The organism is Streptomyces sp. CB00455 (assembly GCF_001905445.1).
In the GTDB taxonomy this organism is placed as follows: Bacteria; Actinomycetota; Actinomycetes; order Streptomycetales; family Streptomycetaceae; genus Streptomyces.
This window is the reverse complement of record NZ_LIVQ01000001.1, coordinates 848,349-873,015: the sequence shown is the minus strand read 5'-3', so window position 1 is coordinate 873,015 and position 24,667 is coordinate 848,349. Positions and strand designations below refer to the sequence as shown.

The 24,667-nt window shown below is 73.0% G+C and carries 23 protein-coding genes; 13 read left to right on the top strand and 10 right to left on the bottom strand.

What is annotated here, in order from left to right; genetic code table 11:
- Positions 1 to 46: 46 nt before the first annotated feature.
- The gene (locus AMK16_RS04020) at positions 47 to 925 is read right to left on the bottom strand and encodes a LysR family transcriptional regulator (RefSeq protein ID WP_073908575.1); all 879 of its coding nucleotides are present in this window, start codon (positions 923 to 925) and stop codon (positions 47 to 49) included.
- A gap of 92 nt (positions 926 to 1,017) precedes the next feature.
- Between AMK16_RS04020 and AMK16_RS04015 the strand changes: the two genes are divergently transcribed.
- The 4 genes from AMK16_RS04015 (at position 1,018) to AMK16_RS04000 (ending at position 5,507) form a co-directional block, all read left to right on the top strand.
- A complete protein-coding gene (locus AMK16_RS04015; protein ID WP_073908572.1) occupies positions 1,018 to 1,722 on the top strand; it encodes a succinate dehydrogenase cytochrome b subunit in 705 nt (234 codons plus the stop codon).
- Positions 1,723 to 1,724: 2 nt separating this feature from the next.
- On the top strand, positions 1,725 to 3,722 hold the full coding sequence (locus AMK16_RS04010; RefSeq protein WP_073908569.1) for a fumarate reductase/succinate dehydrogenase flavoprotein subunit: 1,998 nt from the start codon (positions 1,725 to 1,727) through the stop codon (positions 3,720 to 3,722).
- On the top strand, positions 3,719 to 4,459 hold the full coding sequence (locus AMK16_RS04005) for a succinate dehydrogenase/fumarate reductase iron-sulfur subunit (protein ID WP_073908566.1): 741 nt from the start codon (positions 3,719 to 3,721) through the stop codon (positions 4,457 to 4,459). Before AMK16_RS04010 ends, AMK16_RS04005 begins: the two co-directional genes overlap by 4 nt.
- Before the next feature lie 400 nt (positions 4,460 to 4,859).
- A complete protein-coding gene (locus AMK16_RS04000) occupies positions 4,860 to 5,507 on the top strand; it encodes a hypothetical protein (protein ID WP_242438563.1) in 648 nt (215 codons plus the stop codon).
- A 7-nt stretch (positions 5,508 to 5,514) separates the two neighbouring features.
- Here AMK16_RS04000 and AMK16_RS03995 read toward each other — a convergent pair whose 3' ends face one another.
- Entirely contained in the window at positions 5,515 to 7,962 is a 2,448-nt protein-coding gene (locus AMK16_RS03995; RefSeq protein WP_073908563.1) for an excinuclease ABC subunit UvrA, read from the bottom strand.
- 10 nt (positions 7,963 to 7,972) lie between these two features.
- Positions 7,973 to 8,962 (bottom strand): LLM class flavin-dependent oxidoreductase, encoded by a 990-nt coding sequence (locus AMK16_RS03990; protein ID WP_073908561.1) that lies wholly within the window; start codon positions 8,960 to 8,962, stop codon positions 7,973 to 7,975.
- 103 nt (positions 8,963 to 9,065) lie between these two features.
- On the opposite strand from AMK16_RS03990, the gene AMK16_RS03985 reads away from it, so the two are divergent.
- Positions 9,066 to 9,557 (top strand): phosphatase domain-containing protein, encoded by a 492-nt coding sequence (locus AMK16_RS03985; RefSeq protein ID WP_073908558.1) that lies wholly within the window; start codon positions 9,066 to 9,068, stop codon positions 9,555 to 9,557.
- A 135-nt stretch (positions 9,558 to 9,692) separates the two neighbouring features.
- Here AMK16_RS03985 and AMK16_RS03980 read toward each other — a convergent pair whose 3' ends face one another.
- Positions 9,693 to 9,908, bottom strand: a complete 216-nt coding sequence (locus AMK16_RS03980; RefSeq protein WP_073908555.1) for a dodecin — start codon at positions 9,906 to 9,908, stop codon at positions 9,693 to 9,695.
- A gap of 166 nt (positions 9,909 to 10,074) precedes the next feature.
- Between AMK16_RS03980 and AMK16_RS03975 the strand changes: the two genes are divergently transcribed.
- From AMK16_RS03975 to AMK16_RS03965, 3 genes are all read left to right on the top strand, one after another.
- Entirely contained in the window at positions 10,075 to 11,337 is a 1,263-nt protein-coding gene (locus AMK16_RS03975) for an extracellular solute-binding protein (protein WP_443333530.1), read from the top strand.
- A 168-nt stretch (positions 11,338 to 11,505) separates the two neighbouring features.
- Positions 11,506 to 12,321 carry a GNAT family N-acetyltransferase gene (locus tag AMK16_RS03970; RefSeq protein ID WP_073908551.1) on the top strand — a complete coding sequence of 272 codons (816 nt, stop codon included), beginning with the start codon at positions 11,506 to 11,508 and terminating at the stop codon, positions 12,319 to 12,321.
- A complete protein-coding gene (locus AMK16_RS03965; RefSeq protein WP_073908549.1) occupies positions 12,318 to 13,256 on the top strand; it encodes a lysophospholipid acyltransferase family protein in 939 nt (312 codons plus the stop codon). Before AMK16_RS03970 ends, AMK16_RS03965 begins: the two co-directional genes overlap by 4 nt.
- On the opposite strand, the gene egtD is transcribed toward AMK16_RS03965, so the two are convergent.
- The 4 genes from egtD to egtA are packed head-to-tail and all read right to left on the bottom strand — an operon-like array spanning position 13,139 to position 17,482.
- Positions 13,139 to 14,113 carry an L-histidine N(alpha)-methyltransferase gene (egtD, locus tag AMK16_RS03960; RefSeq protein ID WP_073908546.1) on the bottom strand — a complete coding sequence of 325 codons (975 nt, stop codon included), beginning with the start codon at positions 14,111 to 14,113 and terminating at the stop codon, positions 13,139 to 13,141. The genes AMK16_RS03965 and egtD overlap by 118 nt on opposite strands.
- A complete protein-coding gene (egtC, locus tag AMK16_RS03955) occupies positions 14,110 to 14,886 on the bottom strand; it encodes an ergothioneine biosynthesis protein EgtC (RefSeq protein WP_073908543.1) in 777 nt (258 codons plus the stop codon). Before egtC ends, egtD begins: the two co-directional genes overlap by 4 nt.
- Positions 14,886 to 16,166: an ergothioneine biosynthesis protein EgtB gene (gene egtB, locus AMK16_RS03950; RefSeq protein ID WP_073910404.1), complete on the bottom strand. Its 1,281-nt coding sequence runs from the start codon at positions 16,164 to 16,166 to the stop codon at positions 14,886 to 14,888. Before egtB ends, egtC begins: the two co-directional genes overlap by 1 nt.
- Before the next feature lie 20 nt (positions 16,167 to 16,186).
- Positions 16,187 to 17,482, bottom strand: a complete 1,296-nt coding sequence (gene egtA / locus AMK16_RS03945; RefSeq protein WP_073908540.1) for an ergothioneine biosynthesis glutamate--cysteine ligase EgtA — start codon at positions 17,480 to 17,482, stop codon at positions 16,187 to 16,189.
- A 106-nt stretch (positions 17,483 to 17,588) separates the two neighbouring features.
- On the opposite strand from egtA, the gene AMK16_RS03940 reads away from it, so the two are divergent.
- Positions 17,589 to 18,449: a TIGR02452 family protein gene (locus AMK16_RS03940; protein WP_073908537.1), complete on the top strand. Its 861-nt coding sequence runs from the start codon at positions 17,589 to 17,591 to the stop codon at positions 18,447 to 18,449.
- A 108-nt stretch (positions 18,450 to 18,557) separates the two neighbouring features.
- Here AMK16_RS03940 and AMK16_RS03935 read toward each other — a convergent pair whose 3' ends face one another.
- A complete protein-coding gene (locus tag AMK16_RS03935; protein ID WP_073908534.1) occupies positions 18,558 to 19,025 on the bottom strand; it encodes a type II toxin-antitoxin system PemK/MazF family toxin in 468 nt (155 codons plus the stop codon).
- Positions 19,026 to 19,300: 275 nt separating this feature from the next.
- Between AMK16_RS03935 and AMK16_RS38485 the strand changes: the two genes are divergently transcribed.
- Positions 19,301 to 19,474: a hypothetical protein gene (locus tag AMK16_RS38485; protein WP_158071201.1), complete on the top strand. Its 174-nt coding sequence runs from the start codon at positions 19,301 to 19,303 to the stop codon at positions 19,472 to 19,474.
- Positions 19,475 to 19,633: 159 nt separating this feature from the next.
- Here AMK16_RS38485 and AMK16_RS03925 read toward each other — a convergent pair whose 3' ends face one another.
- Positions 19,634 to 20,101, bottom strand: a complete 468-nt coding sequence (locus AMK16_RS03925; protein ID WP_073908532.1) for a MarR family winged helix-turn-helix transcriptional regulator — start codon at positions 20,099 to 20,101, stop codon at positions 19,634 to 19,636.
- A 101-nt stretch (positions 20,102 to 20,202) separates the two neighbouring features.
- On the opposite strand from AMK16_RS03925, the gene AMK16_RS03920 reads away from it, so the two are divergent.
- The 3 genes from AMK16_RS03920 to AMK16_RS03910 all read left to right on the top strand — a co-directional run bounded on the left by AMK16_RS03920 (position 20,203) and on the right by AMK16_RS03910 (position 24,620).
- A complete protein-coding gene (locus AMK16_RS03920) occupies positions 20,203 to 21,417 on the top strand; it encodes an amidohydrolase family protein (protein WP_073908529.1) in 1,215 nt (404 codons plus the stop codon).
- 357 nt (positions 21,418 to 21,774) lie between these two features.
- The gene (locus tag AMK16_RS03915; protein WP_073908526.1) at positions 21,775 to 22,971 is read left to right on the top strand and encodes a thiolase family protein; all 1,197 of its coding nucleotides are present in this window, start codon (positions 21,775 to 21,777) and stop codon (positions 22,969 to 22,971) included.
- A 209-nt stretch (positions 22,972 to 23,180) separates the two neighbouring features.
- The gene (locus AMK16_RS03910) at positions 23,181 to 24,620 is read left to right on the top strand and encodes an aldehyde dehydrogenase family protein (protein WP_073908523.1); all 1,440 of its coding nucleotides are present in this window, start codon (positions 23,181 to 23,183) and stop codon (positions 24,618 to 24,620) included.
- Positions 24,621 to 24,667: the final 47 nt, after the last annotated feature.

Sequence of the window (24,667 nt, the reverse complement as noted above, 5' to 3'; positions counted from 1 at the left end):
CCCGCACCGCCATCGGCACGGGCGCAGGCGCCGCCGCGGCCGCCTGTCAGCCCACCAGGATGCGTTTCAGTTCGCGTGCCGCGCGCGGGGGAGCCACATCGGTGCGATGGGCCAGGGCGATCGTCCGGCGCAGCGGCGAGGCCGCCAGGGGTGTTGCCCGCAGGCCGGATCCGGGCCGGTCCGCGACCATCGCCGGGACCACCGCGACACCCAGCCCCGCCCGTACGAAGCCCAGCACCGCGTCCATCTCACCGCCCTCCACCGTGAACGCCGGCTCGAAACCCGCCGCGCGGCATGCCGCCACCGTCAGTTCCCGCAGGTCGTACCCATGCCGGAACATGACCATCGGCTCGTCGCGCAGCCCCGAGATGGTCAAAGGCGCGCCCCCGCCGGGCGCCGGCAGCTCGGCGGACGAGACCACCACCAGGTCTTCCGTCAGCAGCTCCACCGTGGTCAGCGAGGGAGCCGAGGGCGGCAGCGGCAGGACGACCAGCGCCAGGTCCAGGGCGCCGCGAGCCAGTTCCCGCACGAGGTCGAGTGAGCCGCTCTCCTCGATCAGCAGCTCGATCCCCGGATGCGCCGTGTGGAACGTGCGCAGGACGTCCGGCAGCAGGCCCGTACACACGCTCGGTGTGGCGCCCAGCCGGACCCGGCCGCGGCGCAGCTGCGCGAGTTCCTGTACCTCCAGCCGTGCGGTGTCCGCGTCCGCGAGGATCCGCCGGGCCAGGGGCAGCAGCGCCTCACCCGCGTCGGTCAGCGTGATGTTGCCCCGCGCCCGGCTGAACAGCTCGGCCCCCAGCTCCCGCTCCAGCGCCTTGATCTGCTGGGACAGCGACGGCTGGGCCACGTGCACCCGCTCGGCAGCACGGGTGAAGTGCCGGGTTTCTGCGACGGCGACGAAATACAGGAGCTGCTGGAACTGCATCCCTCCAGGCTACCGCCCGATAGGGAAAAACTATCGCGATCAGCCCCATCATGTCTTGGACCTTTCGGGGCCTCGGTCCTTACGGTCGTCGTATGGCTCTGGCAACGCGGACGGGCCGACGGCCGTCCACCACGCGCACGCTCTGGGACTCGTCCGTCGGCAAAAAGACCGTGATGGCCGTCTCCGGCCTGATCATGCTCGGCTACCTCGTCGCGCACATGCTCGGCAACCTCAAGATCTTCTTCGGGCCGGAGGAGTTCAACGGCTACGCCCACTGGCTGCGCACCCTCGGCTCGCCCTTCCTCCACCACGAGTGGGCCCTGTGGATCGTCCGCGTCGTGCTCCTGGCCGCCGTCATCGCCCACGCCGTCTCTGCCTACCAGCTCAGCCGGCTGGCCATCGGGGCACGCCCGGTGAAGTACGCGCACAAACGCCGCCGCGCCGCCTATGCCACCCGCACCATGCGCTGGGGCGGCGTCATCCTCGGCCTGTTCATCGTCTGGCACCTGCTCGACCTCACCACGCTCACCGTCAACGAGCGCGCCTGGGCCGGGCACCCGTACGAGAACGTCCTCGCCACCTTCTCCACCTGGTACGGCAACACCCTCTACATCGTGGCGATGGCAGCTCTCGGCCTGCACGTCCGGCACGGCTTCTGGAGCGCCGCCCAGACACTCGGCGCGGGCAACGCCCGGCGCGAGCGGACCCTGAAGCTCCTGGCCAACGCCCTGGCCCTCGTCCTCTTCGCGGGCTTCGTCTCCGTCCCCGTGGCCGTGATGGCCGGAGTGGTGAACTGACCATGAGCGACACCGTCAACGACTACACCCGCTACACCACCGGCGAACCCCTCGTCGACACCAAGGCCCCCGACGGCCCCATCGCGGAGCGCTGGGACCGCCGCCGCTTCGAGGCCCGGCTGGTCAATCCGGCCAACCGCCGCAAGCACACCGTCATCGTCGTCGGCACCGGTCTGGCGGGCGGCGCGGCCGGCGCGACCCTGGCCGAGCAGGGCTACCACGTCGTCCAGTTCTGCTTCTCCGACTCCCCGCGCCGGGCCCACTCCATCGCCGCCCAGGGCGGTATCAACGCCGCCAAGAACTACCGCAACGACGGCGACTCGGTGCACCGCCTCTTCTACGACACCGTCAAGGGCGGCGACTTCCGCGCCCGCGAGTCCAACGTCCACCGCCTGGCCCAGATCTCCGTCGAGATCATCGACCAGTGCGTGGCCCAGGGCGTCCCCTTCGCCCGCGAGTACGGCGGTCTCCTCGACACCCGCTCCTTCGGCGGCGTCCAGGTCTCCCGCACCTTCTACGCCCGCGGCCAGACGGGCCAGCAACTCCTCCTCGGCGCCTACCAGGCCCTCTCCCGGCAGATCGCCGCCGGCGGCGTCGAGATGCACGCCCGTACCGAGATGCTCGACCTGATCACGGTCGACGGCGTGGCCCGCGGCATCGTCGCCCGCGACCTCGTCACCGGCGAGGTCTCCACCCACTACGCCGACGCGGTGGTGCTCGCCAGCGGCGGCTACGGCAACGTCTTCTACCTCTCCACCAACGCCATGAACTCCAACGCGACCGCCGTGTGGCGGGCGCACCGGCGCGGCGCCTACTTCGCCAACCCCTGCTTCACCCAGATCCACCCCACCTGCATCCCGCGCACCGGCGACCACCAGTCCAAGCTCACCCTGATGAGCGAGTCCCTGCGCAACGACGGCCGCATCTGGGTCCCCAAGGCCCAGGGCGACACCCGCCCCGCGGCCGACATCCCCGAAGCGGAGCGCGACTATTACCTGGAGCGGATCTACCCCTCCTTCGGCAATCTCGTGCCCCGCGACATCGCCTCCCGGGCCGCCAAGAACGTCTGCGACGAGGGCCGCGGCGTCGGCCCCGGCGGTCAGGGCGTCTACCTCGACTTCGCCGACGCCATCCGCCGCATGGGCCGGGACAAGGTCGCCGAGAAGTACGGCAACCTCTTCGAGATGTACGAGCGGATCACGGCGGAGAACCCGTACGAGGTCCCCATGCGGATCTATCCCGCCGTGCACTACACCATGGGCGGCCTGTGGGTGGACTACGACCTCCAGACGACCGTGCCGGGGCTCTTCGCCATCGGCGAGGCCAACTTCTCCGACCACGGCGCCAACCGCCTCGGCGCCTCCGCCCTCATGCAGGGCCTCGCCGACGGATACTTCGTCCTCCCCTCCACCATCAACGACTACCTGGCCCGCCACCCGCACCAGGACGCCATCGACGACACCCACCCCGAGGCGCGGGCAGCCCTCCGGGACACCCGCGAACGCCTCGCCCGCCTGCTCGCCGTCGACGGCGACCGCACCCCCGACTCCTTCCACCGCGAGATCGGTGAACTCATGTGGGAGTACTGCGGAATGGCCCGCACCGAAGAGGGCCTGCGCACGGCGCTCGCCCGGATCCCGGAGATCCGCGAGGAGTTCTGGCGGCGCGTCAAGGTTCCGGGCACCGGCGAGGAATTCAACCAGTCCCTGGAGAAGGCCAACCGCATCGTCGACTACCTGGAGCTCGCCGAGCTGATGTGCCTCGACGCGCTCGCCCGCGCAGAATCCTGCGGCGGCCACTTCCGCGAGGAGTCCCAGACCCCGGACGGCGAAGCCGAACGCCGCGACGAGGAGTTCTCGTACGTGGCGGCCTGGGAGTACCGGGCGCCCGCAAGCCCGCCCCCGGGAGGAGGCGCCGGTCCCGCCGGCGCCGCCCCCGTCCTGCACAAGGAAGACCTCGTCTTCGAGTACGTCCACCCCACCCAGCGGAGCTACGCATGAAGCTCACCCTGCGCGTCTGGCGCCAGCGGAACCCCGAAGCCCCCGGCGCCATGGCCTCGTACGAGGTCGACGGGATCACCCGGGACATGTCCTTCCTGGAGATGCTCGACACCCTCAACGAGGACCTCATCCTGCGCGGCGAGGACCCGGTCGCCTTCGACCACGACTGCCGCGAGGGCATCTGCGGCGCGTGCAGCCTCGTCATCAACGGCGACGCCCACGGCCCCGAACGCACCACCACCTGCCAGCTTCACATGCGGTCCTTCGCCGACGGCGACACCATCGACGTCGAGCCGTGGCGGGCCGCCGCCTTCCCCGTCGTCAAGGACCTCGTCGTCGACCGCGGCGCCTTCGACCGGATCATCCAGGCGGGCGGCTACATCACCGCCCCGACCGGCGCGGCCCCCGAGGCGCACGCCACCGCCGTACCCAAAGCCGCCGCGGACCACGCCTTCGAACACGCCGAGTGCATCGGCTGCGGCGCCTGCGTGGCGGCCTGCCCCAACGGCTCGGCGATGCTCTTCACCGCCGCCAAGATCAACCACCTCAATGTCCTGCCGCAGGGCTCGCCCGAGCGCGAGACCCGTGTACTGGACATGGTGGCCCGCATGGACGAGGAGGGATTCGGCGGCTGCACCCTGACCGGCGAGTGCGCCACGGCCTGCCCCAAGGGGATCCCGCTCCCCTCCATCGCCGCCATGAACAAGGAGTGGCTGCGGGCGGTCCGCAAGGGCTGACCGCCCTGATCGCAGGGCCGCCCCGCGATGGCGGGGCGGGCCGAACGCCTGCCGCCCCGCCCGCCCGACTGCCCGCCGCCTGTCTGCCCGACCGGAAACCGGCGCCGAGAGCCGCCCGCTCGCACGCCCGGCCGCCCGCACCACCCGCCCGACCGGATGCACCGGCCTGATCGGCCCATCCGGCCGCCCGTCCGGACACCCGTCCGGTGGCCCCATCCGATGCTCAGGTCCGGTCGGGCGTCATGGTGCGCAGGCCCGCTGCGCCGTCCGGTGCGCGAGCCCGGTGGTGACGGGGTGCGCTCATCCGATCGGCCGCCCCGCTCCGCCGACCGGGCGCTCGTACGGGCCGTACGACGCGCCGCGCCCAGCCCCGGCCCGGCGCATGGCCGACAGTGGCCCCATGCCACAAGCCCCCGCCGGTTCCGGACCGCGCCGCCGGACCGTGCTGACCGCCGCTCTCGCCCCCCTCGCGCTGGCCGGCTGCTCCACGGACGACGCCCCGGCCGACCCCGCCTCCGGCCCGCAGGCCGCCAAGGACGCCCTGATCATGGTGATCCGGCACGCGGAGAAGCCGTACACCGGCGACTCGGGCCAGGACGAGACCGGCGAGGACGACCCCGGCTCGCTGGCCGGCCGCGGCTGGCGCCGGGCCGAAGCGCTCGGCCGCCTCTTCCCGCCGACCCGCGGGGCCTCCCTGCCCCGCCCCGCCACCATCTTCGCCGCCGGCGGCAAGACCCCGGCCCCCGCCCGGTCCAGGCAGACCGTGGCCGCCCTGGCCACCGCGCTGCGCGTCCCGGTCCGCACCGGCTTCGCCGTCGGCGCCGAACCCGCCCTCGCCCAGGCCGCGCTCCTCTCGCCGATGCCCGTGCTCGTCTGCTGGGAGCACAGCGGCATTCCCCGGCTCGTCCGCGCCCTCGGTGCCCACCAGGTCCTCGGCGTCCCCGCGTACTGGCCCGACCGCTACGACCTCGTCTGGATGTTCACCCGCCGGCAGGGGCACTGGAGCTTCCGCGAACTGCCGCAGCACCTGCTTCCCCAAGACGCCTGAACTGCGCCTAAACCGCCAGCGCCCGCGCCAGATAGACCGCCGTGCGTCCCGTGCCCGCCGCCGCCACCTCGGCCGGGGTGCCCGCAGCCACGATCCGGCCGCCCTCCGTGCCACCGCCCGGTCCCAGGTCGACGACCCAGTCGGCGTCCGCCACCACCGCCATGTCGTGCTCCACGACCACCACCGAGTGCCCGGCCTCCACCAGCCCCTGCAACTGCCGCACCAGCACGCGCACATCGGCCGGGTGCAGCCCCGTCGTCGGCTCGTCCAGCACGTACAGGGTGTGGTCCCGGCGCATCCGCTGCAATTCGGTGGCCAGCTTGATCCGCTGCGCCTCGCCGCCCGACAGCTCGGTGGCCGGCTGCCCCAGCCGCAGGTAGCCCAGCCCGATCTCCTGCAAGGCCCGCAGGCTGCGCGCCGCCGCCGGCACCTGCGCGAAGAAACCGGCGGCCGACTCCACCGTCAGCGCCAACACCTCCGCGATGTTCAGTCCCGCGTACCGGACCTCCAGGGTCTCGGCGTTGTACCGCGCGCCCCGGCACTGCGGGCAGGGGGAGTACGTACTGGGCAGGAACAGCAGCTCGACCGAGACGAAGCCCTCGCCCTGGCACGTCTCGCACCGGCCGCCCGGCACGTTGAAGGAGAAGCGGCCCGCCTTCCATCCGCGCGCCCGTGCTTGCGGCGCCGCCGTGAACAGCCGGCGCACCACGTCGAACAGCCCGGTGTAGGTGGCCAGATTGGACCGCGGGGTGCGGCCGATCGGCTTCTGGTCGACCTCCACCAGCCGCCGGACCGGGAAGTCCGGCTCCGCCATCCGTTCTGTGACCTCCCGGGCCAGCACCTGCCCGACCAGCGTGGACTTGCCCGAGCCCGAGACGCCGGTCACGGCGGTGAACACCCCGAGCGGAAATTCGGCCTCGACGTCGCGCAGGTTGTGCAGGCCGGCCCCGCTCACCCGGACGGACCCGGTCGCGGCCCGCACCGGGCGGGACCGCGCCGGCTCGGGCGCGCCGAACAGGTACGTGCCCGTCGCCGACTCCTCCACCCCCGCCAGGGCCTCCGGCGGCCCGCTGTAGAGCACCCTGCCGCCGTGTTCCCCGGCCAGCGGCCCCACGTCCACCAGCCAGTCCGCGTGTCGCACCACCGCCATGTCGTGTTCCACGACGAACACCGTGTTCCCGGCCTCCTTCAGCCGGTCCAGTACGCCGAGCAGCGCTTCGGTGTCGGCCGGGTGCAGCCCCGCCGACGGCTCGTCCAGGACGTACACCACCCCGAACAGTCCCGACCGCAGCTGCGTGGCGAGGCGCAGCCGCTGGAGCTCGCCCGCCGACAGCGTCGGCGCCGCGCGGTCCAGACTCAGATAGCCCAGCCCGAGCTCGACGACGGGCCCGATGCGCGAGCGCAGGTCCTCCGCGAGCACCCGGGCCGCCTCCCCGCTCGCTGCGGTCGCCGCTGCATCTGCATCTGCATCTGCCGCTGCCGTCGTCGTCGCTCCCGTGACCGCGTCGGCCAGCACGCGGTCCAGTTCGGTCAGTGCCATGCCCGCCAGGTCGGCGATGCCGTGGCCCGCGAACGTCACGGCCAGGGCCTCCGGCCGCAGCCGTCTCCCCGCGCACACCGGGCAGGGGGAGTCGGTGAGGAAGCCCTCCGCCCGGGCTCGCAGCGTGGCGCTCTTGCTGTCGGCGAAGGTCCGCATCACGTACCGGTGGGCGCTCATGTACGTGCCCTGGTAGGGCCGTTGGATCCGGTCGGCGTCCCGCACCGGGTGCACGGTGACCACCGGCTGCTCCTCGGTGAACAGGATCCACTCCCGCTCCTTCGCCGGCAGCTCACGCCAGGGCCGGTCCACGTCGTGTCCGAGTGCCTCCAGGACGTCCCGCAGGTTCTTGCCCTGCCAGGCGCCCGGCCAGGCGGCGATCGCGCCCTGGCGGATCGACAGTTCCGGATCGGGCACCAGCAGTTCCTCGCTGGTGCGGTGGATCCGTCCGAGGCCGTGGCACGAGGGGCAGGCGCCGGCCGCCGTGTTGGGGGAGAAGGCGTCCGAGTCGAGCCGGCCGGCGCCGGGCGGGTAGGTGCCGGCCCGGGAGTACAGCATCCGCAGGGAGTTGGACAGCAGGGTCACCGTCCCGACGGAGGACCGGGAGCCGGGCGAGGAGCGGCGCTGCTCCAGCGAGACGGCGGGGGGCAGACCCGTGATGGAGTCCACCTTCGGAGCGCCGATCTGGTGGATGAGCCGGCGGGCGTACGGGGCCACGGACTCGAAGTACCGGCGCTGGGCCTCGGCATAGATCGTGCCGAAGGCCAGCGAGCTCTTCCCCGAGCCGGAGACCCCGGTGAAGACGGTCAGCGCGTCGCGCGGGATGTCCACGTCGACACCGCGCAGGTTGTGCTCGCGGGCCCCCCGAACGCGTACCTGGGAATGACGGGCGGCATGAGGATCGGCGGACTGGTGCATTCGTCCCAGTTTAGAGGCCCGCGATCCGGGCCAGCCTGCGGTAGGAGTCCAGCAGTGCCGCACGGTCGTGGGTGGAGGTGGTGACGAGCAGCTCGTCCGCCCCCGTCAGGGCGGCGACCTCGGACAGCCCGGCCGCCACCTGCTCCTCGGTGCCGTGGAGGTGCCCGGACAGGGCCCCTTCGTAGAGCTCGCGCTCCTTCGGGGTCATCTCCAGGGCCTCGATCTCCTCGGCCGGACGCAGCGGAGGGAAACTGCCCCGGGTGCGGGAGTAGGCGAGGGACCACGCCTCCGGCACCAGGATCCGACGGGCGTCCGCCGCGGTGGCGGCCACCGCCACCGTCCCCGACACCACCACGTAGGGCTCCGCGCCCCAAGCGGAGGGGCGGAACTCCTCGCGATAGCGCTCGATGACCTGCGTGACGCGGCCGCGGCTGCGCAGGTCACCCACGACCACCGGCAGCCCGGCGCGGGCGGCGATCCCGGCGCCTTCGCCGACGGCCAGCACGTAGGGCGGGATGCGCAGCCCTTCCGCCGGGCGGGCATGGACCTCGGGATGGGCGCGCTGGCTGCCGTCGAGCCAGCCCAGCAGCTCGCTCAGCTGCTCCTCGAAGCGGTCGGCGTCACCGGTGCCGCGCCCCAGGGCCCGCCGGATGCCGTCGGTGAAGCCGACCGAACGGCCGAGCCCCATGTCGATCCGACCGGGGAACAGCGCCTCCAGGACGCCGAACTGCTCGGCGACGACGAGCGGCTGGTGGTTGGGCAGCATGACCCCGCCCGTACCCACGCGGATGCGCCGGGTGGCTCCGGCGACGGCGGCGGCCAGCACGGTCGGCGCCGAACCGGCGACTCCGGGCACGCTGTGGTGTTCCGACACCCAGAAGCGGTGGTAGCCGAGCCCTTCGGCCGTACGGGCGAGCTCCACGGTGTCGCGCAGGGACTCGGCGGCCGGGTGGCCCTCGCGGGTGCGGGACCGGTCGAGGACGGAGAGTTTTCGGATCACACAGGTGTCAACGCCGACGGGCCGTGGGGATTCCCGCGCCGGCGGGCCCCACCGCGCCACGGGCCCCCGGCCCGACCGACTTGCCACCCCCTAGGGTTGCGGGATGAGTGAGAACCCGCGCCGGCCGCTGGCAGTCTTCGACATCGACAACACCCTGGCGGACACGGCTCACCGCCAGCACTTCCTGGAGCGCCGCCCCCGCGACTGGAACGGCTTCTTCGGCGCGGCTCCGGCCGATCCGCCGATCGGGCGAGGGGTGGCACTGGCGGTGGAGAGCGCGGCGGACTGCGAAGTGGTGTACCTGACCGGGCGTCCGGAGCGGTGCCGGGCGGACACGGAGGAGTGGCTGGTACGGCACGGCCTGCCCGAGGGGCGGGTGTGGATGCGCGGGAACCAGGACCGCAGGCCGGCCCGGACGACCAAGCTGGAGGTGCTGAAGCGGATCGCCCGGGGCCGGGACGTGCGCATGGTCGTGGACGACGACGAGCTCGTGCACCAGGCGGTCCGCGCCGCGGGCTTCCACGCCGTACTGGCCGACTGGGCCGCGGACGCGCCGGAACTGAAGAGCGCGCAGGAGGACGAGGGACGCACCTGAGCCGTTCGGGCGCCGCCGGACGCCGGACGCCGGACGCCGGACCCCGGACCCCGGACACCCAGCCGGCCGGAGGCCGCACCCGGCCGGCCGCCGCGCCGCCCACCGGGCCGGCCGCGCGCCGCTCGGACCCCAGGTCTATTCCTCGCCGTCGAGGCGGAAACCGACCTTGAGCCCGACCTGGTAGTGGGCGACCTCGCCGTTCTCGATGTGTCCGCGCACCTGGACGACCTCGAACCAGTCGAGGTTGCGCACGGTCTGGCCCGCCCGGGCGAGCCCGTTGCGGATGGCCTGATCGATGCCGTCGGTGGAGGTGCCGACGATTTCCGTCACCCGGTACGTGTGGTTGGACATGGGGGTCTCCCGACAAGTGGGTGGCTTTTGCCTTTTTCCACGGTGCCCCAGTAAGTCCGACCGCGCGAACTTTGCGCGAACACTCCCGTACCCAAAACCCTTGACCTACCCATTGGTCTATGCCAATTTCAAGCCATCCGAGTCCCGTTCCCAGAAGGTGACCTCCGTGAAGATGCGCTTCCCAGTCCTGTGCACCGCGCTCGTGGCCGCGGCCGCCCTGACGGGCTGCGGCCAGTCGGACGGTCAGGCCGGGGGGTCGCAGAAGGTGACCCTCTGGCTGATGAAGGGCAGCGCGTCCGAGGACTTCACCGGCAAGTTCACCGCCTCCTTCGAGAAGGAGCACCCCGGTGTCGACCTGGACGTCCGGATCCAGGAGTGGAGCGGCATCGGCGACAAGGTCAACGCCGTGCTGGAGGGCAGGAGCCCGGAGGGCGCCGACGTCATCGAGGTCGGCAACACCCAGGTCGCCCAGTACATCGAGACCGGCGGCATCTCCGAGCTCACCCTCGACGGCCTGCGCGAATGGGGCAGCAAGGACTGGCTCAGGGGCCTGTCCGACCCCGGAAGCATCAACGGCGCCCAGTACGGCGTCCCCTGGTACGCGGCGAACCGCGTGGTGATCTACAACAAGGACCTCTTCGCCAACGCGGGGATCAAGACCACGCCCAGGACCCGCGCCGAGTGGATCCAGGCGACCCAGAAGCTCGACAAGGGCGACCAGCAGGGCATCTACCTCGCGGGTCAGAACTGGTACGTCCTGTCCGGCTTCATATGGGACGAGGGCGGCGAACTCGCCGTCGAGAACAGCGGCGAGTGGACCGGCACCCTGGACGACGAGAAGGCCCTCGCCGGCATGGACTTCTACAAGCAGCTCCAGGCCCTCGGCGACGGCCCCAAGGACGCCGACGAGGAGACGCCCCCGCAGTCGGGGGTCTTCGCCCGCGGCGAGGTGGCCCAGATCATCGCCCCGCCCGGCCAGGCGGCCGAGATCGAGGCGGCCAACCCCGCGCTGAAGGGCAAGCTCGGCTACTTCCCGATCCCCGGCAAGACCTCCGACAGGCCCGGCGCCGTCTTCACCGGCGGCTCCGACCTGATCATCCCGGAGAAGACCGGGCAGCGGAAGCACGCCGTCGAGGTGATCACCGCGCTCGTCAGCGAGAAGTGGCAGACCGAACTGGCCCGCACGATGAGCTACGTACCGAACAAGACCACGCTCGCGCACGTGGTCGAGGGCAACGAGGGCGCCGCCACCATGGCCGTCGGCGCAGCCCAGGGCCGGGCCACCCCCAAGTCGGCCCACTGGGCCGAAGTCGAGGCCAAGAACCCCATCAAGCCCTTCATGACGGCCGTCCTCACCGGCCAGGACCCCAGGCAGGCGGCCAGGGCGGCCTCCGACACCATCAGCAGGGTGCTCAACTCCGGTCCCTGACCGCAGCGGGCGGCCGCCCGCCCCGCCCGCCCCCCACCGCCGAGTTCAGCGTCCCCACATCCGCGGGCCGCTGCGCGGTCATGTCGAATCCAGCCGGTCACGGAAGAAGTAAAGGAGCCAGGCCGCACGCCTGCGGGACTGGCTCCCGTGCCCGGATCAGGAGCCGCCATGACCATCGCACCCCTGTCCCCGTCCCCCCTCCCCGCCACCACGGGTACCGCTCCCACCACCGCCACGGGTACCGCTCCCGCCCCCGCCCCCCGCTACGCCGTACGCCTCGCCCGCGACGAAGATGAGGTGCGCGCCGCCCAGCGGCTGCGCCATGAGGTCTTCGCCGGCGAACTCGGCGCCCGCCTGGACGGCCCCGAACCCAGTCTCGACGCCGATCCCTTCGACGCGTACTGCGACCACCTCCTCGTCGTCGACGAGGAGACCGGACAGGTCGTCGGCACCTACCGGCTGCTGCCCCCCGAGCGCGCCGCCGTCGCCGGACGCCTCTACTCCGAGAGCGAGTTCGACCTCTCCGCCCTCGCCCCCATCCGCAACGACCTGGTCGAGGCCGGCCGCTCCTGCGTCCACCCCGATCACCGCAACGGCGCCGTCATCGGCCTCATCTGGGCCGGCCTCGCCCGGTACATGGACCGCTCCGGGCACAACTGGGTCGCGGGCTGCTGCTCGGTGCCGCTCGCCGACGGCGGGGTCCTGGCCGCCGCCACCCGCGAGCGGGCGCTCGCCCGCGCCCTCGCCCCCGAGGAGTACCGGGTCAGCCCCCACCTGCCCTGGAACCCCGAAGGCATCGCCTTTCCCGCCCGCACCGGGCTTCCCCCGCTGCTGCGCGGCTACCTGCGCCTGGGCGCCTGGGTCTGCGGAGAACCCGCCCTCGACGCCGCGTTCGGCTGCGCCGACCTGTACGTACTGCTCTCCCTGCGCCGCACCGACCCGCGCTACCTCAAGCACTTCCTCACGCTCGCCCCCGCCGCATGAACGTCTGGCTGCCCACCTCGCCCTGCACCCCCGAAGCCTGCGCCGGCCACCGGGGCAGCATCGCCGGCATCCCGCGCGCCGTGGTGCGCCTGGCCGCGGCCGTCGCCCTGATCCTGGCCGGCATCCTCGCCTCCCCGCCCCTGCGGCTGCTGCCCGACCGCCCCCGGCACGCACTGGTACGGGCCTGGTCGGCCGCGCTGGTAAGGGCCTTCGGCATACGGATCACCGTGCACGGAAACCCCGGCCCGGACGGCGGCCGCCTCGTCGTCGCCAACCACATCTCCTGGCTGGACATCCCGCTCGTCGCCGCCGTCCTGCCCTGCCGAATGCTCGCCAAGAGCGACATCCGGGCCTGGCCCGTCCTCGGCCGTCTCGCCGCGCGGGCCGGGACCCTGTTCATCGAACGCGACCGGATCCGCTCCCTGCCCGCCACCGTCGGAGCCCTCACCCGCGCCCTGCTGGCCGGCGACCGCGTCACCGTCTTCCCTGAGGGCTCCACCTGGTGCGGACGCGCCCAGGGGCCCTTCCGCAGGGCCGCCTTCCAGGCGGCCCTGGACGCGCGGGTCCCCGTGCAGCCCGTACGACTCGCCTACCTGCACGCCGACGGCGCCCCGGCCGGGACGCCCGCCTTCGTCGGCGACGACCCGCTGACCGCCTCCCTCTGGCGCATCGCCCGGGCCCGCGGAGTGCGGGCCGAGGTCACCCTGCTGCCGCGGATCCCGCCGGGCCGCCACCCGGACCGGCGGGATCTCGCGACCGCGGCTCAGACGGCCGTCACGGCCGGCTCACCGCACTCGCTCCTGCCCGGCATCCCCGCTCAGCCCGCCTCCCTTCCGGCCACCGACAAGGACAGCGCGAAGCGGCCCGCCGCATCCGTCCACCACTGGGTCAGCTCCAGCCCCGCGGCGGCCAATTCCCTGCGCACGCCCTCCTGACGGAACTTCGCGGACACCTCCGTCAGGATCTCCTCGCCCGCGGCGAAGGGCACCACCAGATCCAGCGCGCGGATCTTCACCACGGCATCCGACCGGGCCCGCAGCCGCATCTCGATCCACTCCCTCTCACGGTTCCACACCGCCACATGAGTGAAATCGGCGGTGTGGAAGTCCGCCCCGAGCTCCCGGTCGATCACGGCCAGCACGTTCTTGTTGAACTCGGCCGTCACCCCCTGGGCGTCGTCGTAGGCCGCCACCAGCACGGCCTCGTCCTTCACCAGGTCCGTGCCGATCAGCAACGTGTCCCCGGGCGAGAGCATCTCCCGTACGGACGCCAGGAACTGCGCACGCTCCGGCGGCAGCAGGTTGCCGATCGTGCCCCCCAGGAACACCACCAGCCGCGGCCCCGGAGACTCCGGCAGCCGCATCGCGCGCGTGAAGTCCGCCAGCAGCGCGTGCACGCGCAGTCCCGGATGCTCCTCCAGGAGCTTTCCGGCCGCACCGGCCAGGGCGCTCTCGCTCACGTCCACCGGGATGTAGGTGTCCAGTGCGGGCATCGCCTCGATCAGGTGCCGCGTCTTCTCCGAGGAGCCCGAACCCAGCTCCACCAAGGTCCGGGCCCCGCTCGCCGACGCGATCTCCTGCGCCCGCTCCAGCAGGATCTCCCGCTCCGCACGAGTGGGGTAGTACTCGGGCAACCGCGTGATCTCCTCGAAGAGTTCACTGCCCCGCGCGTCGTAGAACCACTTCGGCGGCAGCACCTTGGGCGTCCGCGTCAGTCCGTGCAGCACGTCCGCGCGCAGCGCGGACTCCGCCGCGTGCTCGTCGAGGGTCCGAGTCATTTCGAAGTCACTCACAAGCGCTCCTTCTCCCCCGCGGGGGACTCCTTGAGCGGGGTCAGCTCGACCCGGGAACAGGTGGCGGTCAGCAAGGTCCGGTCGGGCACTTCACACCAGCGGGGATCCTCGTCGTACGGCTCCGACGCCACCACCGTGCGCTCGGCCGACGGGTCGGTCAGGTACCAGAGCGAATCGCCCCAGGCCGTGGCGGCGATCCGGGACCCGTCCGTCAGCAGCAGGTTCAGCCGCGAACCGGGAGCGGCCCCGGCCACCTCACGCACCGGCTCCGCGAGCGCCGTCCCGAGGTCGTCGCCGGCCCGCAACCGGTGCAGGACCAGCGCCCAGAGCAGCGCCGAATCCGTGCGCGCGGCCAACTGCAACAACTCCTCGGGCGGCAGGCCGAGGGCGAGCGGCCCCACCGCGTCCGGCCAGTCCCGGACCGCACCGTTGTGACTGAACAGCCACGGTCCGTCCGCGAACGGCGCCGCCGCCGCCTCCCCGTCGGCGCCGGGGCGCGTGGCATCCCGTACGGCGGCCAGCACGGCCCCGCTGCGCACCACCCGGCCCAGATCGGCGAAGGTCAGGTCGGACCACACCGGCCCCGCCCGGCGGTAACGGGCGGGAACCGGATCGCCCTCGGCGTACCAGCCCACCCCGAAACCATCCGCGTTGACCGTGCCGCTGCGCTGGCGGCGCGGCTCCCAGGACTGGCGCACCAGTGAATGCTCCGGATCGCTCAGCAGCCGCCCGAGCGCCACCACAGGTCCTACATAAGCGAGATGACGACACATCAGACGTCCCTCGCGGTCCGGAAGCCGGAGAATATCTGCCGGCGCACCGGAAGGTCCCAATTGCGGAAGGTGCCGCGGCAGGCCACCGGGTCGACCGCGAAGGAGCCGCCGCGCAGGACCTTGTGCCCGGGGCCGAAGAAGACCTCCGAGTACTCGCGGTACGGGAAGGCCCGGAAGCCCGGATACGGCAGGAAGTCGGAAGCAGTCCACTCCCACACGTCGCCCACGAGCTGGCGCACCCCGAGCGGGGAGGCGCCGGCCGGATAGCTGCCCGCCCGCGCCGGACGCAGATGGCGCTGGCCCAGGTTCGCGTGGGCGGGCGTCGGATCCGCGTCGCCCCACGGGTAGCGCAGGGAACGGCCGCTCACCGGATCGTGCCGGGCCGCCTTCTCCCACTCCACCTCGGTCGGCAGCCGGCGCCCCGCCCAGCGGGCGTAGGCGTCCGCCTCGTACCAGCTGACGTGCAGGACCGGCTCCTCACCCGGTACCGGCTCGGTCACGCCGAAGCGGCGGCGCAGCCACTGGCCGCCCTCCCGGTGCCAGAACAGCGGCGCCTTGATGCCGTGTTCGCGGATTTGCGCCCAGCCCTCCGCAGCCCACCAGCGCGGCTCGTCATAGCCGCCGTCCGCGATGAACACCTCGTACGCGGCATTGGTCACCGGCAGCGTGTCCATCCAGAACGGAGCCGTCTGCCTGGTGTGCGCGGGCCGTTCGTTGTCCAGCGACCACGGCTCGGCCGAGGTCCCCATCGTGAACGGCCCGCCCGGAACCAGCACTTCCGCCGTTGCCGGCGGATCGTACGGGGCGTCCGGTTCGGGGGCGGACAGTACGGGTCCGCCCCGGCGCAGCTGGTGCGTGATCAGCATGGTCTCGTCGTGCTGCTGTTCGTGCTGGGCGATCATGCCGAACACGTATCCTGAGTCCAGCAGCGCCGTACCCTCCAACGCGGTGCTCTCCAGCAGGTCGAAGACCCGGCCCCGGACCTCGGCCGCGTACCGCCGGGCCTCGTCGGGCCCCAGCAGCGGCAGCTTCGGACGCTCGGAGCGGGGGTGTTCGAAGGCGTCGTAGAGCGGGTCGATCTCCGGGCGCATGGACGCGCGCCCGGCGACGTTGCGCAGCAGCCAGAGCTCCTCCATGTTCCCGATGTGCGCCAGGTCCCAGACGAGCGGGGACATCAGGGGGGAGTGCTGCGCGGTCAGGTCCTCGTCGGTGACGGGATCGGTGAGCGCGGCCGTGCGGGCCCGCGCAGCGGTCAGCGCGGCTGCCGCCCGCTCCCGCATGCCGGGATGCGATTCGGTGGTCACGGGCGGGCCTCGCTCCCGGTGGGCAGCTGATGGGGGGCTTCGTCGGCCGGACAGCGGCCGCGCAGGACGAAACGCTCGGTGAAGGCACCGACCGTCTCGCGTACGTGCGCGCTCGCGCCGAGCCTCGGCAGCGCCTCGGCAGCCGCCAGGAAGCACGCCTTGGCGGCGGCCCGCAGCTCCGGATCGGCCAGGGCGCGACGGGCGGCCGACCGCCAGAGCGGGTTGCGGGGCGCGGGCCCGGACCCGTAGGTGTCCGCCAGCGCCTTCGTCACCCGGTACGCGGTCTCCGCGGCCTCCGGGTCGTCGAACAGCGCGTGCACGACGGCCACCGGCACCAGCCAGCCGTCGTCGCCGGGCTGCGCGTCGATCATCCGCAGCTCCATGTGACCGCGCGGCCGCACCGGCGGGAACAGCGTCGTCAGGTGATAGTCCAGATCCTCCGCGGTGGGCGGCCGCAGACCCCGGGAGCCACCACCGGTACGCAGCCAGTCGCGGAAGGTCAGCCCGCGCGGCAGCGCCCACGGCTCGTCCGCGTCGGAGCGGACGCACATCACCTCGGCGTCCAGCGCCTGCCGGGTCCAGCCGTCGCGCGGGGAGCGGTCCAGGGGCGGGGCCAGCGCGCGCCGGCCGTCGATGTCGGCCCAGATGCCCTGGCGGGCACAGCGCCAGCCGGCGTACGGACCCTCCAGCGCGGGGGAGTTGGCGAAGGCCGCCACCAGCACCGCGCCCAGCAGGTGCGCCAGCCGCCAGCGCCGGCCGTGACCGAGTATGCCGGGCTCTTCGTACCCGGCGTCCACGCAGACCTGGACGGAGGCGGAGCCGCACATCATGGCGCGCCCGGCCGGTCCGGTGCGGTCGAAGTAGCTCTCCATCGCGTCGTAGCGCGGGCTCGCCAGCATCCGGCGGTAGGGGCGGCGGGGGTCGCAGCCGCTGCCGTCCAGGACGAGGCCCTGGGAGAGGAGGGCGGCCCGCACGGCGGTGAGATCGGCCTGCAGGCTGTCCACGCATGCGCTGAGGGACGCCGCGGGTGGCGAGCTGAGCTCCAGCTGACCGCCGGGTTCGACGGTGACCTCGGAATTCAGGGGCAGGGCGTGCGCGGCGGCGTGCGCGGCGCGCAGCCGTTCGGGGGGCAAGGGCCGACCGGGCCGTTCCGCGTCCAGCACGAGCCATTCGAGCTCGGCGCCGAGGAGGCGGGGCGGGCCGGTCTTGAAACAGATGCCGTGGAGCAGTTCCTCGGCTTGTGTCTCCGTAAGGGAAGCAGGGGGCGGGTGGTCGGGCGAATCCAGTGACATGACCGGGTCCTCGTCTCCTTCGTCGGTCGTGACATCACCCGTCCCTACCCGTCCGGCGGGCAAGAATTCCTTTGCCGCCGGGGATCGGGGTGCGCAGGATGGCGGCGTGAGCAGCAGATTGCGCGCCATCGCGCGGGAGAACGCGGACATCCTGGCGTCGGGGGGCTACCGGACGCGTACGGGACGGCAGGTCGCACTGGCCGCCGCCCTGGCGGACGCCAAGGCCGGAACCAGGATATATGGACCGAAGCCGGTCATTCCAGGCGAAATGCGCCTGGTGGTGGGAGGTGGGACGGCCGTCGAGGTCACCGCCGAGAGCAGCACGGTCGCGGCCCGCAGGCTCGCCGCACCCGGCGTGGAACGGGCCCCGGAGGGGGCCGCGGTGGCGGTGCTGAACTTCGCCTCGGCCCGCAATCCCGGGGGCGGCTACGTCCGCGGCGCCAAGGCCCAGGAGGAGGCGCTGTGCCGCGCCTCGGCGCTCTACGAGACGCTGCTGGAGGCGCCGGAGTACTACGAGGCGCACCGTGCGGAACGCAGCACCTTCTACACCGACCGGGTGATCCACTCGCCGGGGGTACCCGTTTTCCGCGACGACCGGGGCGAGCTGCTGGAGACCCCGTTCCGGGCCGGCTTCCTCACCTCCCCGGCCCCGAACGCGGGCACGATCCGGCGCCAGGAGCCGGAACGGGCCGCCGAGATCCCCCGGGCGCTGGCCCGCCGCGCGGAGCGCGTGCTGGAGGTGGCCGCACTGCACGGATACGGGCGGCTGGTGCTGGGGGCGTGGGGCTGCGGGGTGTTCCAGAACGACCCGGCGGAGGTCGCCGAAGCCTTCAGGAGCCTGCTGGCGGGGCGCTTCGCGGGGGCGTTCGAGCAGGTGGTCTTCGGCATCCTGGACCGCAATCCGGACACGCGCGAGGCATTCGAGCGGGCGTTCGGGGGGTGGGGGGCTGCCGGGGTCGGGGGCTGAGAGGGCATGGAGGGCGGGGGCGGGGGCGAGGCGGGGGGCAGGGGGGTCGGGGGGTCGGGCGTCAGGAGGGGGCCGGGCCGGGCTGCCGCCCTGCCCGGCCCGGCGGGGTCACTGCCAGCCGTAACGCTCGCGCAGCCGGTCGACGACCAGCTGGAAGCGTCCCGGCTCCAGCGCGCAGGCCTCCCGCCGCATCCCGGACTCGTGCACGCGAAGCACCCGGTCGACCGCGACCCAGGACTCCCGCCCGGCGCTGTCCCACGGGCCCGTGCCGATGGGCACCCACTCCCGGTCATGGTCGTGCGGCTTGCTGGACAGCTGTACGGCCAGCAGCGTCCGCCCGCCCGCTTCGCGGGCGACGACCAGCACCGGGCGGTCCTTGCCGCGGCCGTCGTTCTCCTCGTACGGAACCCAGGTCCAGACGATTTCTCCCGGGTCGGGATCACCGTCGGGATCCGGGGCGTACGAGGTCCGCACCGGCCCGATGGCACGCGGATCGGCCTCGACGGTCCCGGTGGCGCCGCCCCGGCCGGGCTGGTCGAGGCGGCCGGGCTGGCCGGGCTGGTCGATGTGGTCCATGTGGTCGCTGCCGTGCTGGGGAAGTGCCGTCATCCGGGTGAGGGTACTGGGTGGGGGTGGTGCGGTCGGTGTGGCGGGGGCGGGGGCGGGGGCGGGGTCGATGGGCGTGGCGGGGTTCGGGGGCGGGGTGTGTGCCGGTCGGGGTCGGGCGGCTGGGTGGGGGCTTCGGGCGTTGCGCCGCCCGGTTCTCCGTGGACTCCAGGTGTGCCGCCAGGCTCAGTAGGGGCGGATCCGAGTGGGCCGGGCCGAGGAGGTGGGCTCCCCGGGGAAGGCCGGTGCGGGTGAAGCCCGCCGGGATGTTCACTCCCGGCCAGCCCGGGACGTTCCACGTCCAGGCGTACGGGCATGCGGCGATCATCGCCCGGTCCGTGGCCATCGCGCCGAGGCACGCCAGGGCTCCCTCGACCACCGAATGGACCTCGGGATCGAGGGACTCCGCCGTCCCGTGAAGGGCATGGCGAAGGAGAGGGCTGCGCGCAGCGGCCGGGGTGTGCGGCCGGCCACCTCGACGGCCGAGATGCGGGCGGCCGGTGCAGGCCCTCCGGGTGCGGGCCGCTCGCGGCGTCCGGCAAGAGGGCCGCGTCGGCGACCGTGCGGGCGCTGCTCGTTCAATCGCGGCTTGTGGTCCGTTTCCTGGACCAGGCGGTGGCGTCGGCTCCGTATCGAGTCAGGAGCCGTGCGAACTGGATCCGCTCCTCCGGTGACCAGGCGACGGTGATCTCCAGGAACGCTTCTCGCTGTTCGGCGGCGAAGCGGTTGCGTTCGGCCTCGCCGTGCTCGGTGAGTTCGAGCACGGTGCGGCGTCCGTCGGACTGGGATGCCGCCCGCCGCAGCAGACCGTCCGCTATGCAGGCGGCGACGGTCCGGCTGGCCACCGGCTGCGCGACGCCCATCTCGGCGGCAAGTCCGCCGACGGTCGTCTCGCCCGGAGCATCGGCGATGACGTTGAGCACGAGGTTGCGGGAGAGGTCCTTGCCCGATGCCGGTGCGCGTCGCCGCAGACGGGACAGCGCCGGGCCGATCTGATCCAGTGCCGGGTCGTCGGGGGGCGGCTCGGAGGAGGACGTGCTGCTCATGTGCCGAGTCTAGACCCGGCCGGCACATTTGCATACCATGGGATAAGTGCATAGCATCAGGTATGTAAATATTGAACGACTAGGAAATGAGGCGGACCGCCATGGAGCTCACCGCGATCACCAACGCGCAGATCTTCGACGGGGAGAAGGCGGTCGGCGTGCGGACCGTGGTCATCGACGGCGGGAGGATCGCCCGCGTCGGTGGCGACGCTCCCGCGGGCAGCGAGATCGTCGACGGCAGCGGCGCCACACTGCTGCCGGGACTCATCGACGCCCACGTCCACTCCGCCCCGGGCTCCCTCGCGCTCGCCCTGCGGTTCGGGGTGACGACCGAACTGGAGATGCAGGGGATGAACACCCGGGAGAACCGCGGGGCCATCACCGACGACGACACACAGGCCGACGTGCGCTCCTCCGGCTTCGCCATCACACCGCCCGGTGGTCACCCGAGCGAGCTGATGCCCGAAGGGTTCCGGCCCAAGTGGGACCTCCCCCCGGTGATGCCCCTGATGCCGTTCTCCACCACACCCGAGGAGGCCGCCGCTTTCGTGCCGCAACTCCTCGCCCGGGGCTCCGACTTCATCAAGTTCATGATCGACGACGGCAGCGTGGAGGGGCACCCCGGGCTGCCCGTGCTCGACCAGGCCACCGTGTGCGCTGGTGTCGCCGAAGCCAAGAAGTACGGCGCACTGACCGTTGCCCACGCACTGACCGTGGAGGCCACCAGGACGGCCGCCGAAGCCGGCATCGACGGCCTCACCCACGTGTTCATGGACCAGCCGCACACCGCCGAGATCATCCGCCTGATCAAGGACGCGGGCATGTTCGTCATCCCCTGCATCACTCTCAACGCCTCGATGATGGGGATCACCGGCAGCGAACTCGCGGATGACCCCCGGGTCGCCGCACGCCTCGACGCCGACTGGGACCGGACCCTGCGCTCCAGCTTCAACCGCTACCCGCAGGGCAAGCTCCACGACGTGTACGACACCGTGCGCGCGCTGGACGCCGCCGGTGTCGACGTGCTGGCCGGCAGCGACGTCTCCATACCCGAGACGTTCTTCGGGGGCCTGGCACACGGAGCGAGCCTGCACCACGAACTGCAATACCTCGTGGCGGCCGGCCTCACACCCGCACGGGCCCTGCGCGCGGCCACGGCGACCACGGCCCGCCGCTTCCGCCTCAGCGACCGGGGCCGCATCGCCGAGGGCCTCCGCGCCGACCTCCTGCTGGTCGACGGCGACCCGACCAGCAACATCGGCGACACCCTCAACACCCGTGCCGTCTGGCGCCGCGGCACCCGCCTGGCCGCATGACCGCGGTCCCTCCCCTTCGAGGGAGGGACTCGATCGCCCTGACGTCGCCACGCCCTGACGTCGACACGCCCCGACCCCGGGCCGCCCCGACCCCGGCCCGATCTGACCCCGCCCGCCGCGACCTCGGCCCGCCGCGACCCCGCTCCGACCTGACCCCGCTCCGACCCCGCTCCAGCGCCCACGGGTTCCTCCTGACGCCGTCCCCGCGGGACCGGGCGCGGCGGGGGACCGTTGACAGGCGGTGACCTGCGGACGGAGACTGCGGGCGCGCCCCACAGGGCGCGCCCGGCGGCGTCTTCGGTGCCACACGCACACCGGTGCGCCGGCTCCCGTACGGATCCGCCCAGGAGAGACCCCATGAGCATCCGCACCGTCCGCGACGTCTACGTCGTCGACGCCGTCCGCACCCCGATCGGCAAGTTCGGCGGCGCATACGCCGGAGTCCGGCCGGACGACCTCGCCGCGCACGTGGTGCGCGCGCTCGTGGACCGTACGCCCCGTCTCGACCCGGCGCGCATCGACGACGTCGTCTTCGGCGACGCCAACGGGGCGGGGGAGGACAACCGCGACGTCGCGCGGATGGCCGTGCTGCTGGCCGGGCTCCCGGTGACCGTCCCCGGCGTCACCGTCAACCGGCTGTGCGGGTCGGGCCTCGAAGCCGTGATCCAGGCCGCCCGTGCCATCGCGCTCGGCGACGCTTCTGTCGCCATCGCGGGCGGCGTCGAGTCGATGACCCGCGCCCCCTGGGTGGTGCAGAAGCCCGAGCGTGCCTTCCCGGCCGCCCACCAGCAGATGTGGTCCACCACCCTCGGCTGGCGGATGACCAACCCGCGCATGCCCGCGGAGTGGACCGGATCGCTCGGCGAGGGCGCCGAGCTCATCGCCGACAAGCACGGCATCACCCGCGAGGCGCAGGACGCCTTCGCGCTGGCGAGCCATCGCAACGCCGCGGCCGCCTGGGCCGCCGGACTCTACGACGACGAGGTCGTGCCGTACCCGGGGGCCGACCTGGTACGGGACGAGTCGATCCGGGAGGGTTCCACCCCCGAGGCGCTGGCCCGGTTGAAGCCGGCCTTCCGGACGCAGGGCGGTACCGTCACCGCCGGAAACGCATCCCCCCTCAACGACGGAGCCGCGGCCCTGCTGCTGACGGACGAAGCGGGGCTGGCCGCCACCGGCCGGGAGCCGCTCGCCCGGATCAGCGCCTGTGCCGTCACCGGTATCGAGCCCCAGTTCTTCGGTCTGGGGCCGGTGGACGCGGTCCAGCGGGCACTCGACAAGGCCGGTCGGAGCCTGACCGACCTCGCCGTCTTCGAGCTGAACGAGGCTTTCGCGGCGCAGGCGTTGGGCTGCCTGGCGGCCTGGCCCGAACTGGACCCGGCCGTGGTCAACCCGCGCGGCGGCGCGATCGCGATCGGCCATCCCCTCGGGGCGTCGGGAGCCAGGCTGGCCGGCTCCGTCGCGCACCAGCTGGCGGCGGCGGGATCCGGCACCGGCATGGCGGCGCTGTGCATCGGCGTCGGTCAGGGCATCGCCCTCGTCCTGGAGCGCTGACCGGTACGGAACGCTGACCGGTACGGAACGCTGACGGGTACGGAACGCTTGCCGGTCCGGACCCGCCCCGGCCCCGGGTCGTCGATCGTTTCCGGTCACCGCGGTCTCCCAACTGCCCAATAACTGAACAGAAGTGACGCCTCCGGTCTGGCACGATGGCGCGTGCTGCCGCCCCCCGCCCCGCCCATCCCCACCGGAGGCCCCGCGCCATGCCGCTCCTCGACCCGACGCTCTGGCAGGACGGACCCACCCTCACCGGCGGCGCCTCCCCGGTCGTCGAACCCGCCACCGGCCTCACCCTCGCCACCATCGACCTGGCCGCTCCCGCCGACGTCGCGGAAGCCGCCGTACGGGCCCGGTCCGCCCAGCGCGACTGGGCCCGTGCCACCCACCTCCAGCGGGCGGCCGTGCTGCGCCGCGCCGGCGATCTGTTCGGGGCGCACGCCGACGAGCTCCGCGAGTGGCTGGTCCGGGAGTCCGGCTCGATTCCCGGCAAGGCCGACTTCGAGCTGCACGTCGCCGCCCAGGAGTGCTACGAGGCGGCCGCGCTGGCCTCGCGCCCGACCGGGCAGGTGCTGCCGAGCGAGGCCCCGCGGCTGTCCTTCACCCGCCGGGTGCCGGCCGGGGTGGTCGGGGTCGTGGCCCCGTTCAACGCCCCGCTGATCCTCTCGATCCGCTCGGTCGCCCCGGCGCTGGCGCTCGGCAACGCCGTGCTCCTCAAGCCGGACCGGCGCACCGCCGTCTGCGGCGGGCTCGCGCTCGCCGCCGTCTTCGCCGCGGCCGGTCTGCCGGGCGGTCTGCTGCACGTGCTGCCGGGCGGCGCCGGGACGGGGGCCGCCGTGGTCGCCGACCCCCGGGTCCGGGTGGTGTCCTTCACCGGCTCCACCGCCGCCGGCCGGACCGTCGGAGAACTGGCGGGACGTCACCTCACCCGTGCACATCTGGAGTTGGGTGGCAACTCCGCTCTCGTCGTGCTCCGTGACGCCGATGTCGAGGCCGCCGTGGCCCAGGCCTCGTGGGGCTCCTTCTTCCACCAGGGCCAGATCTGCATGACCGCCGGCCGCCACCTCGTGCACGCCTCGCTCTACGACGAGTACGTCGAGCGCCTCGCCGTGCGCGCCGAGGCCCTGGCCGTGGGGGACCCCCACCGCGAGCAGGTCCACCTGGGCCCGCTGATCGACCGCGGTCAGCTGGAGCGCGTCCACGCCCTGGTGGAGGCGAGCACCGGGCAGGGGGCCAAGCTGGTCGCGGGCGGCACCCACCGGGAACTGTTCTACCGGCCCACCGTCCTGGCCGGGGTGGCCGACGACACCCCCGCCTACGCGGAGGAGGTCTTCGGCCCGGTGGCTCCCGTACGGTCCTTCGCGACGGAAGAGGAGGCCGTGGAGCTGGCCTCGGCGGGCCCCTACGGACTCTCTCTCGGCATAGTGACCCGGGACGCGGCGCGCGGCCTGGACCTGGCCGAACGGATCCCGACCGGGATCGTGCACGTCAACGACCAGACGGTCAACGACGAGGCCGTCGCCCCCTTCGGCGGGGTCGGGGCCTCCGGCACCGGTGCGCGCTTCGGCGGAGAGGCGAACCTGGACGCCTTCACGGAACTGCGCTGGACCACGGCCCGCACCAGCCCCCCGGGGCATCCGTTCTAGGCCGGGTGATCCGCACCCCCTTCCCGGGCGCGGAATGATGCGGACGG

What these genes read in the sequence shown, in the direction of transcription:
- AMK16_RS04020 (WP_073908575.1), bottom strand. Translation starts at nt 925, where the DNA reads ATGCAGTTCCAGCAGCTCCTGTATTTCGTCGCCGTCGCAGAAACCCGG.
- AMK16_RS04015 (WP_073908572.1), top strand. Translation starts at nt 1,018, where the DNA reads ATGGCTCTGGCAACGCGGACGGGCCGACGGCCGTCCACCACGCGCACG.
- AMK16_RS04010 (WP_073908569.1), top strand. Translation starts at nt 1,725, where the DNA reads ATGAGCGACACCGTCAACGACTACACCCGCTACACCACCGGCGAACCC.
- AMK16_RS04005 (WP_073908566.1), top strand. Translation starts at nt 3,719, where the DNA reads ATGAAGCTCACCCTGCGCGTCTGGCGCCAGCGGAACCCCGAAGCCCCC.
- AMK16_RS04000 (WP_242438563.1), top strand. Translation starts at nt 4,860, where the DNA reads ATGCCACAAGCCCCCGCCGGTTCCGGACCGCGCCGCCGGACCGTGCTG.
- AMK16_RS03995 (WP_073908563.1), bottom strand. Translation starts at nt 7,962, where the DNA reads ATGCACCAGTCCGCCGATCCTCATGCCGCCCGTCATTCCCAGGTACGC.
- AMK16_RS03985 (WP_073908558.1), top strand. Translation starts at nt 9,066, where the DNA reads ATGAGTGAGAACCCGCGCCGGCCGCTGGCAGTCTTCGACATCGACAAC.
- AMK16_RS03980 (WP_073908555.1), bottom strand. Translation starts at nt 9,908, where the DNA reads ATGTCCAACCACACGTACCGGGTGACGGAAATCGTCGGCACCTCCACC.
- AMK16_RS03970 (WP_073908551.1), top strand. Translation starts at nt 11,506, where the DNA reads ATGACCATCGCACCCCTGTCCCCGTCCCCCCTCCCCGCCACCACGGGT.
- AMK16_RS03965 (WP_073908549.1), top strand. Translation starts at nt 12,318, where the DNA reads ATGAACGTCTGGCTGCCCACCTCGCCCTGCACCCCCGAAGCCTGCGCC.
- egtC (WP_073908543.1), bottom strand. Translation starts at nt 14,886, where the DNA reads ATGTGTCGTCATCTCGCTTATGTAGGACCTGTGGTGGCGCTCGGGCGG.
- egtB (WP_073910404.1), bottom strand. Translation starts at nt 16,166, where the DNA reads ATGCGGGAGCGGGCGGCAGCCGCGCTGACCGCTGCGCGGGCCCGCACG.
- egtA (WP_073908540.1), bottom strand. Translation starts at nt 17,482, where the DNA reads ATGTCACTGGATTCGCCCGACCACCCGCCCCCTGCTTCCCTTACGGAG.
- AMK16_RS03935 (WP_073908534.1), bottom strand. Translation starts at nt 19,025, where the DNA reads ATGGACCACATCGACCAGCCCGGCCAGCCCGGCCGCCTCGACCAGCCC.
- AMK16_RS03925 (WP_073908532.1), bottom strand. Translation starts at nt 20,101, where the DNA reads ATGAGCAGCACGTCCTCCTCCGAGCCGCCCCCCGACGACCCGGCACTG.
- AMK16_RS03920 (WP_073908529.1), top strand. Translation starts at nt 20,203, where the DNA reads ATGGAGCTCACCGCGATCACCAACGCGCAGATCTTCGACGGGGAGAAG.
- AMK16_RS03915 (WP_073908526.1), top strand. Translation starts at nt 21,775, where the DNA reads ATGAGCATCCGCACCGTCCGCGACGTCTACGTCGTCGACGCCGTCCGC.
- AMK16_RS03910 (WP_073908523.1), top strand. Translation starts at nt 23,181, where the DNA reads ATGCCGCTCCTCGACCCGACGCTCTGGCAGGACGGACCCACCCTCACC.